8 protein-coding genes are annotated in these 13,551 nt (G+C 57.6%); 5 read left to right on the top strand and 3 right to left on the bottom strand.

The features are described 5' to 3' along the window. Positions 1-111: 111 nt before the first annotated feature. The 3 genes from AC13C0_RS18865 (at position 112) to tpiA (ending at position 4,344) form a co-directional block, all read left to right on the top strand. The gene (locus tag AC13C0_RS18865) at positions 112-1,854 is read left to right on the top strand and encodes an ABC transporter substrate-binding protein (protein WP_117617460.1); all 1,743 of its coding nucleotides are present in this window, start codon (positions 112-114) and stop codon (positions 1,852-1,854) included. A gap of 359 nt (positions 1,855-2,213) precedes the next feature. Further along, positions 2,214-3,515, top strand: a complete 1,302-nt coding sequence (eno, locus tag AC13C0_RS18860) for a phosphopyruvate hydratase (RefSeq protein ID WP_482954889.1) — start codon at positions 2,214-2,216, stop codon at positions 3,513-3,515. A gap of 22 nt (positions 3,516-3,537) precedes the next feature. Continuing rightward, positions 3,538-4,344, top strand: coding sequence for a triose-phosphate isomerase (tpiA, locus tag AC13C0_RS18855; RefSeq protein ID WP_117617458.1), 807 nt, complete (start codon positions 3,538-3,540; stop codon positions 4,342-4,344). A 147-nt stretch (positions 4,345-4,491) separates the two neighbouring features. On the opposite strand, the gene AC13C0_RS18850 is transcribed toward tpiA, so the two are convergent. Further along, positions 4,492-5,742 (bottom strand): substrate-binding protein, encoded by a 1,251-nt coding sequence (locus tag AC13C0_RS18850; RefSeq protein WP_482954888.1) that lies wholly within the window; start codon positions 5,740-5,742, stop codon positions 4,492-4,494. 486 nt (positions 5,743-6,228) lie between these two features. Between AC13C0_RS18850 and AC13C0_RS18845 the strand changes: the two genes are divergently transcribed. Both AC13C0_RS18845 and AC13C0_RS18840 read left to right on the top strand, forming a co-directional pair. Further along, on the top strand, positions 6,229-8,376 hold the full coding sequence (locus AC13C0_RS18845; RefSeq protein WP_117617456.1) for a methyl-accepting chemotaxis protein: 2,148 nt from the start codon (positions 6,229-6,231) through the stop codon (positions 8,374-8,376). An 85-nt stretch (positions 8,377-8,461) separates the two neighbouring features. Next, positions 8,462-9,484, top strand: coding sequence for an FAD:protein FMN transferase (locus AC13C0_RS18840; protein WP_376788068.1), 1,023 nt, complete (start codon positions 8,462-8,464; stop codon positions 9,482-9,484). A 17-nt stretch (positions 9,485-9,501) separates the two neighbouring features. On the opposite strand, the gene AC13C0_RS18835 is transcribed toward AC13C0_RS18840, so the two are convergent. After that, positions 9,502-11,061, bottom strand: a complete 1,560-nt coding sequence (locus AC13C0_RS18835; RefSeq protein ID WP_341582167.1) for a hypothetical protein — start codon at positions 11,059-11,061, stop codon at positions 9,502-9,504. 12 nt (positions 11,062-11,073) lie between these two features. After that, on the bottom strand, positions 11,074-13,542 hold the full coding sequence (locus AC13C0_RS18830; RefSeq protein ID WP_482954887.1) for a LamG domain-containing protein: 2,469 nt from the start codon (positions 13,540-13,542) through the stop codon (positions 11,074-11,076). Positions 13,543-13,551 lie beyond the last annotated feature (9 nt).

Below are 13,551 nucleotides of genomic sequence, written 5' to 3'. Positions count from 1 at the left end.
CGATCATTGATTGGTTCCGGCTTCAACGGATAGCGACTCAAAAGCGCTATGCAACCGGAACGGAGCACCCGGTGATTCGTTCTACTCAAAACAAGACGAACGAGGTTGGATATGTTCAAGAACAATAAATATCCTGGAACCCTGCTTCTGAGCGCCGCCATCGGTGCTGTAGGGCTGGGTTTGAGCCTGCAGGTCAGCGCTGATCAGTATACTGATGCGGCTGAGAAGTGGGTGAATCAGGATTTCAAGCGGTCAACCCTGACCAAAGAACAGCAAATGGAAGAAATGAAGTGGTTTATCGAAGCTGCGAAGGAATTCCGTGGCATGGATATCAACGTTGTTTCAGAAACCATTGCCACCCACGAATATGAATCCAACGTTCTGGCCAAAGCCTTCTCCGAAATTACCGGCATCAATCTGACCCACACGCTGATTCAGGAAGGCGATGTTATCGAGAAGTTGCAGACCCAGATGCAGTCAGGCCGGAATATCTACGACGGCTGGGTTAACGACTCAGACCTGATCGGTACGCATTTCCGGTACGGTAAGGTGTTCCCGGTTGATGACATCATCAACGGTGAAGGCAAGGACCTGACCCTGCCGACGCTGGATCTTGAAGACTTCATTGGTCTGGATTTCACCACTGGCCCCGATGGCAAGCTCTATCAGTTGCCGGACCAGCAGTTTGCCAACCTGTACTGGTTCCGTGCGGACTGGTTCGAGCGCGAGGACCTGAAGAAGCAGTTCAAGGATATTTACGGTTATGAACTGGGTGTGCCGGTGAACTGGTCCGCCTATGAAGACATTGCCGAGTTCTTCTCGGTCCATGTGAAAGAGATTGATGGCAAGCGCGTATACGGTCACATGGATTATGGCAAGAAAGATCCGTCCCTGGGCTGGCGCTTTACGGATGCCTGGTTCTCCATGGCGGGAGCCGGTGACAAGGGGCTGCCGAATGGTCTGCCGGTAGACGAGTGGGGTATTCGCGTTGACGAATGTCACCCGGTTGGGGCGAGCGTCAGCCGCGGTGGCGCCACCAACGGCCCGGCGGCCGTATACGCAACCACCAAGTATGTTGACTGGCTGGAGGAGTACGCGCCGCCAGAGGCTCAGGGTATGACCTTCTCGGAGGCGGGTCCGGTACCGGCGCAGGGCAATATTGCCCAGCAGATTTTCTGGTACACTGCGTTCACCGCGAGCATGATCAAAGACGGCCTGCCGGTGGTTAATGAGGATGGCACTCCCAAGTGGCGTATGGCACCGTCTCCACGCGGACCCTACTGGGAAGAAGGCATGAAGCTGGGTTACCAGGACGTAGGTTCCTGGACCTTCATGAAGTCTACTCCGCAGAAGCGTCGCCTCGCCGCCTGGCTGTATGCACAGTTCACCGTGGCCAAGACCGTTTCACTGGAAAAAACCATCGCGGGCCTGACTCCGATCCGTGAGTCCGATATCGAGTCTGAAGCTATGACGGAGATGGCACCGAAACTGGGTGGTCTGGTGGAATTCTACCGTAGCCCGGCCCGTGTCCAGTGGTCACCAACCGGCACCAACGTACCGGACTATCCCAAGCTGGCTCAGCTCTGGTGGCAATATATTGCCCAGGCAGCCAGTGGTGAAGCGACTCCGCAGGAAGCTCTCGACGGCCTCGCTGAAGCTCAGGATCGAGTGATGGAGCGTCTTGAGCGCGCCAATGTAATGCCGACTTGCGGTCCCAGGCTGAATGAACCCCGCGATCCGCAGTACTGGCTGGATCAGCCAGGTGCGCCCAAGCCCAAGCTGGCAAACGAGAAGCCGCAGGGCCAGACCGTTGCCTATGACGAACTGCTGAAAACCTGGGAAGAGGCTCGCTAAGGTGGGCTGATTCCTGAAGAGCAATGCCTGCCGCAACAGGACCCTTCAGTTGCGGCAGGCAGAGCACCGTTGTCACTGTGGGTTTTGGCCGGTTGCTTATAGTTCCCCCCTTTCAGGCATTTCAAGGTAACCCCTCCCGGGGTGAGCCCTGCCGGCCCTTTTTCTACCGTTTGGCCCGCGCTTTCGGGTCCACTGACCAAATCTGTTACGGGCTAACTTTCGTTTCCATATCAAATTTGTCTGATCGACCGGTTGTTTTCGATTGATTATGTTCGTTTACGAATATTAATATAGTGTTTATGTTCGTTATCCAAAAAAATATAATTCGCAAACAACAATGATGTAACAGGAACGACGCTATGGAACACATAAAAACAGTCACGGCCCGGGAGATTCTGAATTCCCGGGGATTCCCCACAGTGGAAGTGGACGTTGAACTCCGTAACGGCGTAGTCGGGCAGAGCCGGGTGCCTTCCGGGGCGTCGACGGGAACCCGGGAAGCGCTGGAAAAGCGCGATGGTGACAACAACCGCTATACCGGCAAGGGTGTCCTGCAGGCGGTCCGGTCTGTTAACGAACGCATTGCACCAGCTCTGGAGGGACGCGTGGTGTTTGACCAGATGGTAATGGACCGGCTCATGTGCGAGATGGATGGTACTCCCAACAAGGCGGAATTTGGCGCCAATGCCATTCTCGCTGTCTCGCTGGCCATGGCCAATGCAGGTGCCAATTACCGGCAACAGCCTCTGTACCGGTATCTTGCCGAGTTATACGGCTGCAGCGGCCCCAGCATCCTGCCTGTGCCCATGATGAACATCATCAACGGCGGCGCCCACGCCGACAACAACGTGGATATTCAGGAATTCATGATCCAGCCAGTGGGCGCGCCCAGCTACAGCGAGGCGCTTCGCATGGGAGTGGAGACCTTCCATGCCCTGAAGTCCCTGCTCCGAAAAAAAGGCCTGTCCACGGCCGTGGGTGATGAGGGCGGCTTCGCACCCGATCTGCGTTCCGGCGAGGAAGCTCTGGACCTTATCCTGGCCGCTGTCGAAAAGGCGGGATACCAGCCAGGAACCGATGTTGTCCTTGCTCTGGATTGCGCCGCTTCCGAATTCTATGAACGTGGCCGTTACAACCTGAAGGGCGCCAGCAAACAGTTTAGCTCCGATGAGTTCTCCGACTACCTCCTCGACCTGGCCATGAAATACCCGATCGCCTCAATCGAGGATGGCATGGATGAAAACGACTGGGACGGCTGGAAACTGCTGACCGAAAAACTCGGTGAACGTGTTCAGCTGGTGGGCGATGACCTGTTCGTGACCAATACCGCGATCATCACCGAGGGCATCCGCAAGGGCATTGCCAACTCGGTGCTGATCAAGTTCAACCAGATAGGAACCCTGACCGAAACCCTGGACGCCATCGGTATGGCTCAGGATGCCGGGTATACCACGGTGATTTCCCACCGCAGCGGTGAAACCGAAGACACCTTCATCGCGGACCTGGCCGTGGCAACGCGATCGGGCCAGATCAAAACCGGCTCGCTTTGCCGATCAGACCGGGTCGCCAAGTACAACCGTCTGCTGCGCATTGAACAGGATCTGGGCGCTCACGCCTTTTATCCCGGTGTTGGTGCTATCCGCTGTGCCCTCGACACCTGAACCGCTTTTTGGGAGAAACATCATGAGAAAACCGATTCTGATCGGAAACTGGAAGATGAACGGCAGCCTTCAGGCCAACCAGGCCCTGATGGTGCGGGTACTGCCGCGCCTGAGGAAGTTTCGTAAGTCGATTGATCTGGCGGTGTGTCCCCCTTATCCCTACCTGTTCCAGGTCCGGGATCTGCTGGGTTACACCGGCATCATGCTCGGAGCCCAGAACGCCTCCGGGTTTGTCTCCGGAGCCTACACGGGGGAAGTCAGCGCCACCATGCTCCAGGAAATGGGGTGCCGCTATGTGCTGGTGGGTCACTCCGAACGCCGGTTGCTGTTTGGCGAAAGCAACCAGGAAGTCGCCGCCCGCTACCGATCAGTCCTCGGCGCCGGGGTCGCTCCGGTGTTGTGCGTGGGCGAAACCCTGGAAGATCGGGAGTCAAACCGCACCGGTCTGATTATCGAGCAGCAGCTCCAGGCGGTCATTGGCGAGGTGGGGCTGGCGGCCATGGCTAACGGAATTATCGCCTATGAACCGGTCTGGGCCATCGGTACGGGCAAAACCGCAACGCCGGAGCAGGTGTCCAGGGTACATCAGCAAATCCGGCAATTCATAGCTAACAATGCACCAGAGGCGTCCGATGACATCAGCCAGGAACTGCGGGTGATTTACGGAGGTAGCGTCAAAAGTGCAAACGCCTTTGAACTGTTCAGCCTTGCCGATGTGGATGGAGGGCTGATTGGCGGGGCCTCCCTGCACGCGGACGAATTCGGAACTATCGCCGGTGCGCTGGCTGAGGCTTCCGGCATTCTGGCAGGCGAATGCGATACTAATTGATGGAGAAAGAAATGCAGCCAACACGCTGGATGCCGAGAGAGAGTTTTCCCGGGGAGAATGCCGTGTCTGAGCAGTTTTGTAACGGCGGCGTCGTTCAAAGATCCTGACAACGGACTACCTGTTCTGATAGTCCGCTCAGGATGAAGCTCAGAGCCGGGGGGGCTTGCCAGCCTCCCGCCGGCGCTCCTCCCATTCCTCCCTTGTCTGGGCCGCCTGATCGCCGGGCATGGAATCGATGATGCTGAAATAGTCGGAACTGTACTCGTCCTCCACGACGGTGTTTCTTGGTTTTACCTTGACCACATACACCGTCTGAACGTTCTGGTGGTCAAACTCCCGCCAGTACTGTTCGTCTTTCAGGAAGGTGTACCGATGTCCCTCCAGGGCCTTTATGATTGCGCCGGTATCGGTGGTACCTGCCCGCTCGACGGCGTCCTTGTACTGGTAAACGATGCTGTAGGCAGACGCTGCTGCGGTTGACGGGCGCATCTCGTAGTGCCTGGAGAAGGCTTCGACAAATTCCTTGCCGCGGGGGTAGTTCAGTTCGTAGGGCGCATTCCAGACCCAGGGGGAGCCACCTACGATGCCTTCCATAATCGTGGGGCCAACCTGCCTTGCCATGCCCAGGGTGAGATTGGGCACAACAATCTGCATTTTCTCGGTGATTCCCATCTCATAGGCGACATTCAGGGCCCGCACCATGTCGTTGCCGAATAGTACCATCATCAGAACCCTGGCATTGCTTGCCTCCGCCTGTTCCAAAGCCTCACGGAAGTCGGTAATCAGGGCCCGTGGGAATGGAGTTTTAACACCCTTGTGGCGTGCGGTGTCTTCGGTGCCAGAGAACTTCCGGACCGATTCTTCCACCGACCAGCCCCAGGTGTAGTCGGCGGTGATGTAGAAATAATCGTCGTTCTGATGGTTGGTTTTCAGGTAATGGCTCAGGGCCCTGGCTGTCATCCAGGCGTTGTAGGGTTCCCGGAACATGTGGGAATGGCCTTCAGCGCCGGTGGTCGCGTTCGAGTATGTGAGGGTGCCGAAGTAGATCCGGTTACGATCCCGGGCCGCTTTGCCCGAGGCGATGGCTACCGCGCTGGAGACACCGCCGAATACCATCTGGACGCCCTCACGGTCAATTAATTCTGCGGTGTTTTTGGCACCCCGGCCAGGTTCCCCCCGGGTGTTTCGGATCACCAGCTCCAGTTGCCGGCCCATAACGCCACCGGCCTTGTTGATCTCGTCAACAGCCAGAAAGGCGCCAAGACGCTGTTGCAGCCCCTGGTCTTTGTAACGGCCGGTCTGCGGGTAATTCAGCCCGATTTTCAGGGTTTCGGCATAGACGGTGGTACTTGCCAGCAATAGCAGGCAAGCAGAAAAGAGTACTTTTCTGACATTCATTCAGGTTGGCCTCCAGAATTGCAGCGCCACTGGGGGAGCAGACTGCAATCATTTTTTTGATTATTTGTTAAGCACAGTGCCCCGCGGCAGATTAAAGAATTGGCCGGGCGGTACATCAAGTTTCAGCGCTGAGTATGGAGCCAACAATGGGACTAAAGTGGAAATTTAGGTAACAAATTGTAGGTTAGTGACGGGCATCAAGACCACTCCCCGCTTTAAATCTGAGTAGGTTCGTAATCGGGAGCACAAAACGCTCACTTTTGACGTGCACCAATTTGGTATTTTCAGTGCTCAAAAATAAATCAATGCGCACTGTAAGTGGGCATTGTTTTGCATGAACGCTCCTTTGAGATGCCCCAGCTACGAGTGGGGCATGGGGTGCTTTCATAGCCTACAGCGGGCCTGAACTTTGCTAGGGAACTTTTCGGTCTGGTCGCGCGCTGCACCTGAGGCGCGATCAGGAAGTACCGTCTGGAGGAGCATCCCATGACACTGAAAAGCACATCAATGAATCTGACGCCGGCGGAGCGCCGCTGGTTACCCGTGTTCGGGGAGAGCGGGAAACTGGCCATGGGCTGGTCCTGTTTTCTCAACAGGGGCATGTATGCGACCAATGAACAGATTTTCGAGAGTATCGCCAGAACCCGTCGGGATGCGTTGATTGCCTGGGCAGAGCACAAGTGGTCGTTCATGGAGTCAATGGCGAGCCGGGTTTCGGCCGAGAACGAGGCGACAGTCCGGGGCATTATTACGGCATCGGCAGGGCGGCTGCGGGAAATTTCCGAGCTGTTCGTAATTGATAAGGACGGCACCGTTATCGAATCAACCGCCGGGGGCCGGGCAGGCAAGAGCGACCTGCCGCAGGGGGCGGTTGCCGAAGGTATCAGAAACCGGTTTCTTCACGGGCCATATAAAGACCCCGTAACCCTTCGGCTCGGAGCCACGACGTCCCGATTCCACGATTCGGTAACTCTGATGTTCTATCAGCCCCTCACCCTTGCCAACGGAGACCCCGGGGCCCTGTGCGCAAGAATACCCAACGATGTGATGAGTGATCTTATTCAGCGGGAGGCCGGGCACGTCTTCGAGGAATCAGGCGACAACTACCTTTTCATGATTGAGAGTCATTTCGACCGATCCATTCTGCCCGGAACGGCCCTTTCACGCTCTCGATTCGAAGACGCCACTTTCAGCCATGGCGATAATCTGAAAGACGGCATCCGAACCGGTTTTGGCATCGTGGGAGTGCGCGAGCATACCGAGTTTGAAATCCGGTTCACGGACCCTGCCACTGGCGAGCTGCACCCGGGGGTGCGGGAAACCATCGCCAAAGGCGAAAACCTGTATATCAAGTATCCAGGCTATTCCGATTATCGTCATATTCCGGTGATCGGAAAGGGTGTCACTTTTCGCCTGCCCGGTTCTCCCGACCTTTGGGGCATGATGTGCGAGGGTGACCTTGAGGAGGTTTATCGCCGACGGTCCCTGTCCTACCGGCTGTCGATGAGGTTTGCTCTGTTTATAGCTGTACTTTGGGCGACCAGTTTTGCCATGGCGTGGGCGGGTGTGCCGCTCTGGCTTGAGGGGCTGGTCAACGCCGGCGTCGCGTTTTGCCTGGTGTGGTTGTTCAGGATCACTGCAGTGCTCCCCGTCTCAGATAAACTAAGTGCCATGGCGGAGGTTATTCGCAATATTGCCGAGGGCGGCGGTAACCTCAGGCAAAGGATGGACCCATCCCGGATGCGCCGGGATGAAACCGGTGATCTGGCTCGCTGGATCAACAGCTTCATAGACAGTCTTGATGGCATGGTCGGGCAGGTTATCACACTGGCCTCGGAGTCCCGCCAGGCGAGCGATCAACTCATGGAGCAGAACCGGCTCGCTGATCAGAGAATCCGCGACGTTCTGGCGCATATCGACGAGATGCTGCAAGGCGCAAATTGGCAGCAGAATGAAATCCGGAATGCTTCAACTACCGCCCATGAAATGCGCTCCGGAATGGATGAAGTGGTTGAGCGCGCGAGGGCACAGTTTGCCCGCGTGAGTCAGGAAACACAGAGTATTCGGGCGATCATCAACCGCTCGGCAGAGGGAATTCGTGCGGCAAATGACCGGACAGACGAGATAGCAAAAACGGCATCAGTCATAAATGACATTGCAGCACAGACCAACCTTCTGGCTCTGAATGCGGCCATTGAGGCCGCCCGGGCAGGGGAATCCGGGAGAGGATTTGCAGTTGTGGCAGACGAAGTCAGGAAACTGGCAAGCAGAACCGCCCAGGCCACCAGCGAAATCGGGGAGCGTCTTGATCGGGTGCAGGAGGAGACCCGGCGAGCGGTTTTCACCATGGAAGAGGGCATGTCAGAAATGGAAGACCGTCTTCGCAAGGCTGAAGCGGCGGTTGATGACAATTCAGCCCTGCATCACATGGTCGAAAAGCTGTTCAAAGCCATCGACGGTATCGAAGAGACCAATCGACGCCAGAGCTCGCAGACCTCCGGCGTAGCTGAGAGTGCTTCGGTAATGAGGTCTGTAGTCGAGCAGTTGGTGCTGAGTTCCGAGCGCACTCAGGCTTCGGCCAACAAGCTTCAGAGACTGACCGGGCAGTTCCAGGTGTCGGCAGGGATTGCCTGAAAACCGTCATTTGGTTTCCGAACGGGGACTGGATACACTTCTCTCGAAACGGCCGGACAGGCCACCAACGAGCGGAGAGTGTCTGGTGCAGGTAGGGGCAGAGGGTAATCGCACGTTTCTGAAGTCCGGATTCCGGTGCCGGCTTGTCCTGGCAGGACTTATGCTCCTGCCTCTGACCGCCAGCGCCGACTGGTACAGATTCACCGATACCGCCATGACGACCCCCATCGAACTGGAGTTCTGGGCAGACGATAAAGAGCTGGCGGACCGGGTTGGAACAGAAGTGTTGGCGGTTTTTCATCAGGTAGATGAGCAGATGAGCCGCTACCGTGATGACTCGGAAGTTTCCGGGCTCAACCGCAGCGCGGCCAGCGGACCGGTTGCCGTCAGTGCCGGCCTGTTTCAGGTGCTGCAAAAGGCCCGGGAAGTGTCTCTTCTCAGTGACGGCGCGTTTGACATAACGTTTGGTTCCGTTGGTTATCTTTACGACTTCAGGGCCGGGAAAAAACCCACCAACGAACAGATCCGCTCCGGTCTGTCCCGGGTGAATTTCCGGGACGTGATCCTTGATGAGACCGCCGGCACTGTCGAATATGGCCAGCCAGGTATCCGGGTGGATCTTGGCGGCATTGCCAAGGGCTATGCGGTGGATCTCGGGATCGAGCATCTTGTCAGCCACGGGATCCGCCATGCCCGGCTCAGTGCCGGTGGTGATATGCGGCTTCTGGGCGACAAGCGGGGGCGGCCCTGGTACGTGGGCATCCGGGATCCCCGTTCCGAAGGCCGAAATGCCGTGGTTTTGCCACTGCAGGACGTGGCCGTGTCCACATCAGGAGATTACGAGCGCTTTTTCGTGGATGAGGCAGGAGCGCGCGTTCACCACATACTGTCGCCGGCAACCGGTAAATCGGTGCAGGGCGTTCAGAGTGTCACCATCATTGGGGAGAATGCGCTAACCACCGACGGCCTATCAACCGCCGTGTTTGTGTTGGGGCCGGAGAAAGGCCTGGAGATGATTGAACGCCTGCCAGGGATCGACGTGGTGGTTATCGACGACCAGAGGATGATGCATGTCTCTGAGGGGCTCGTTCCACCCGATCCTGAGTAAGGGTGGAGCGAGCCTGATCAGTTCCCGATCATACCGTTCACCACATTGGAGAAGGCAATCAGGCTGTCCTGCATGGTGCTGTTGCCCAGGCCATGGCCGGTAAAGCGGGTGCCGAAATCAGCTTGCTCGCCATGCAGCGCCATGTAATTCAGTAACACGGTTTGCACTAGCTGGTTAACGTTGTTTGCGGCCGGACTGGAGGCGGTTTCCACTGAGGCATCCGAGCGCATGAAGCCGATCTGGTTGCGGATGGCCATTGGCCGGCCCGCCGGGTTATATACCATGAAAAAGGAGGCGGCAGTCTGCTGGTTGTCGCCGGTCCACTCGCCCTTGCCGCGGCCATCCATGGAATCGTCAATCCGGCCATTACTGGACACCGAGCCGTCGCTGAACACATAGAGCATCAGTGGCATGCCCGCCCTTGCCGCGTATTCCAGGCAGGCGCCCATGCAGCGCCCCGCCTGTTCGTCCCGGCGTTCTCCGGTGCCGCGCTCGCCGGTATGGTAGTCATAACCGCCCATGGTGATCGTGCCTGCGCCGGCGTAGCCGTTTAACACCAGTTTCATCACCGACGCGGTCTTTCGGAACTCGCGGTTGCTGTTGAACTCATCACGGCTGAAAATGCCGGTAGGGCCAACAATTTCAAGGTCCAGCTCCGGATTCAGTTCTGCCGGATTACCGAACCGGTCTGCCAGGTCGGCGCTTTTTATGTAGCCGCAGCGGACCAGGTCCTTGACTACATCGTCCGTGGAAATGCCGGTGTTTACCTGGTTCATCTTGGCGTCGCTGATACGCTGGATGGATTCCATCACGGCCACCGCATCCGACTGATCCAGAATGCCGATAAGATCGCCCACGTCCACCAGACCAGTGACATCCGACGGCCGGTCAATCTTGGTGGGGCGAACCTCCGGATTGATCAGGTTCATTGGCGCCAGTGAGTTACCACCGGATTCTGAGCTCTGGGAGCCTACGAGGGAGAGCAGAGAACCGTCGGCGCCGGCCCGATGAATCCCGTACATCGGGTTATGGGGGTTATTGCCGGTATCGTTTTCGGAACGGGCGGCAATGATGGCGCCATTGGTTGCAGCACGGGTGCCCGCACTGGTGCTCTGCAGGATGCCCCGGAGAAAGCCGCTGTCTGAGTGGAATGCGAGACCCAGTTCGTTATTCACAAAGGCGGGATCGTTGGGCAGCATGTCACCAGGCAGTCCGAGCTTGTTGTAGCCGGCGGTGCTCAGGAAGTCCATCTGGCCACCGGATTTACCCATCAACACGTTGGAGCCGGCAATGTTGGCGCCACCGGCCAGGTCAAAGCAGATAAACGGAATCTTGCCGGCGCCCTGAACCGCAATGCCACAGCTTGCCTTCAGCGTTTCCAGGTCGGGTGAAAGCGCGGCAGAGGCCATCCTGGGGTTCCCGAACAGGCTGAACAGCGAGGCACCGAAAACCGTGGCGGACCCGGCCATCAACCCCTGGGCGATAAACTCGCGGCGAGTCCTTGGCCTACCGTGATCATCGTGGAGCAGGGGGCTGCCGTTGGCCAGGGGCTTTTTACGGGATTTGCGTATAAACATGGTCGGCTTCCTCTACTGAACCAGGGTGGTGGCGCTGCCAAGCACGGCGGCACAGCTTGCCTTGACGACGGTTTCGGTGCGGTCGGGCTCACATCCGGCACCACAGAGGGTCAGCTTGTCCATAAGTTTGCCCAATTCTGTCTGAATCTCACTGTCGCTTGGTTGCGAGGCCAGATTGCTGCCCACAAAGCGCGATAGCAGCGGCCCGGTAATCAGGCTTTTGCCACTGGCATCAAACGCGCTGCTGGCTGGTGCTGCAAAATCGAACCCGGGGAACATCTCTTGCCGCAGCTCAGTGTTGGACACCAGGGCGTCGCAATACTGGATTGCCATCTGGGTGACCGCCATCTGGTGGGACGACAGGAAACCCTGGATGGTTTCGACCGTTGGCAGTTGCTGCTTGACGGTGGTGTAAGTCGCGAATACTGCGGGGTTGGTCGTGGCAACGCCTGTCATCCGGGACATGGACTCGTTGATTTCATCGAAGGTCTTCAGACCGATCTGCGACGACGGATCGAGATCGGCAGGCGCTGGCTGAGGCAGCAGCGACGGTTCGGTGCGGGCAAAACTGTTGCCGCCCAACTGGTCGAAGGTCAGGAAGAACTCGTCGTTTTCCGGACCATTTTCAAGCGCGATGATGGTTCCGAGGGGCGACAGTGGCTGGCCGGTGCCAGCTTCGTAGGCGTCGCTGTCGAGAACCACGTTGAGGTTGGCCCAGGCCTGTCCCACTGTGGCTTCCTTACCGTTTATGCCCAGCCGCATGCCCCGGAGCGGAATACCGGAAGGCTCCGCGAAGTCGTCAAGACTGATGAAGAAAGGACTGGTGAACCGGTAAGCGTAGTTGTCGAACTGGCTGACCTCGAAGACGATAAAGCTCTGGGGCACGTCGATCAGATGGGACACCCCGAACAGCAGGTAGAACTTCTGGCCAACGCCAACCTCGAAGTTGGCCCGCACCTGTTCCGGTGTCAGGGCACGGTTATGAATGGCGACCATTCGGATCGCACCCTGCCACGGCGAGTTGCCATCGGTTTCGCTGCCCAGCACCAGGGCAAAGCTGTCATCCCATTCGCTCAGCAGACCATCGTCGTCCGGGTCGATATCGCCGGAGGGTGTTCCGTTAATGAATATCTGGCGACCCGTCGCCGGGGCGTAATTCACCACCACGTGCTGGAGCGTTGCCTGCAGCAGCATGTCGGCGTCCTGGGTAGCGAAGGGTGTGTTCTCGTCACTGGTTGTGCTGCGGTGGAGTACTTCGTAACGCTGAAGTGTCTGGCTCAGCGTGACGTTGCGGGTGGTGGATGAGCCAGAGTAGGTGACGATGCGGGCGTCTTCCTGGGTGATGTTGCCCGGGGCTACCCAGGCCTCGATGCTGTACTCGCCAGAGGCGGTCAGCAGGGTGTGGAGTTTGCGGCTGGCGGTGGTGCTCCCCTGGGCTTTGCCGGCTGGTATCATGAAACCTTGCTCGTTTTCTCCTGCCGGGCCAAGGTCGATACCCCAGCCGCCGACCCAGTCGACGTTTCCGCTCAGGGTCAGATCCAGTGCAGGCGAAACGCCGCTGGTATCAAAGGCGGTCTGGCCTTCGCCGGATTTGAACTCATACAGCGCAATCACGTTGTCTTCATAGCGGCCACCGGAATTCGCCAGTAGTCCGTCTGACGACAGAGTCAGGGCCTTACTGGCAACCATTGTCGGATCAACCGGCTCGCTTTCTTGCAGCCCTGCAAAATCAGAGATTGCCATTTGCATCATGTCCGCTGACATGGCGCAGTCGTCGTCCCAGCATCCATGCAACTCCGTGCGAAGCTTTTCAACAAATCTTGAGGCCGAGGGCGTTCCAAGATTGATCCGGCTTTTTGATTCGCTGTATGCCGTGGATACATCCGGGCTTGCGAAGGGGTAGGGGGCCGGCCCCGAGCCTGCATGACAATCACTGCAATAAGTGGTCAGGAGTGGATAAACAGTTGTTGAGAAATCGGTGCTGTCCGTCGGAAATGCCAGCGTTGCGCCCGGATCCTTTATTGCAGGAGCACGAAGTTCAACGGTTTTAGCCGAACCCTCGGAGCCGCCAGCCCAGTTAGAAATATAAGTGGTAAGGATATCGACACAGGCGGAATTGCTGGTGAGCCAGCAATTATGGCCACCGGCTACCTTGGTCACCAGTTGCGACTGGGAGGGATCGGAAAGATTAACGATGCTGTTGGCCTGGGCGTAGGCAAGGTTGACATCCTGCTGGTTAACAAACGTCGGTGACTGACCGCCCGAACCATGGCAGGCGCCGCATTTGTCCTGGGTAACCAGGTTATCCCAGACACTGCGCTTGAAGTTGGCTACGTCGTCGGTTGCCGGGGCGGGGCCGTTGTAGGTGACAGTACCGGGGTTTGCGGACGTGTTCGGCAGCGGCTCCGTGGACTCGCCGCCGCAGGCCGCAAGCAGCAGGGACGTTGCGATAATCGCGATAGCTGATTTGAGGCAGCTCATTCGGTTTCC

Source organism: Marinobacter sp. B-21, assembly GCF_056857895.1.
The sequence above is the reverse complement of the archived record's forward strand: the minus strand, read 5'-3'. Positions and strand labels throughout refer to the sequence as shown.

Coding starts and splice junctions, on each gene's coding strand:
- AC13C0_RS18865 (WP_117617460.1), top strand. CDS start 112: ATGTTCAAGAACAATAAATATCCTGGAACCCTGCTTCTGAGCGCCGCC.
- eno (WP_482954889.1), top strand. CDS start 2,214: ATGGAACACATAAAAACAGTCACGGCCCGGGAGATTCTGAATTCCCGG.
- tpiA (WP_117617458.1), top strand. CDS start 3,538: ATGAGAAAACCGATTCTGATCGGAAACTGGAAGATGAACGGCAGCCTT.
- AC13C0_RS18850 (WP_482954888.1), bottom strand. CDS start 5,742: ATGAATGTCAGAAAAGTACTCTTTTCTGCTTGCCTGCTATTGCTGGCA.
- AC13C0_RS18845 (WP_117617456.1), top strand. CDS start 6,229: ATGACACTGAAAAGCACATCAATGAATCTGACGCCGGCGGAGCGCCGC.
- AC13C0_RS18835 (WP_341582167.1), bottom strand. CDS start 11,061: ATGTTTATACGCAAATCCCGTAAAAAGCCCCTGGCCAACGGCAGCCCC.
- AC13C0_RS18830 (WP_482954887.1), bottom strand. CDS start 13,542: ATGAGCTGCCTCAAATCAGCTATCGCGATTATCGCAACGTCCCTGCTG.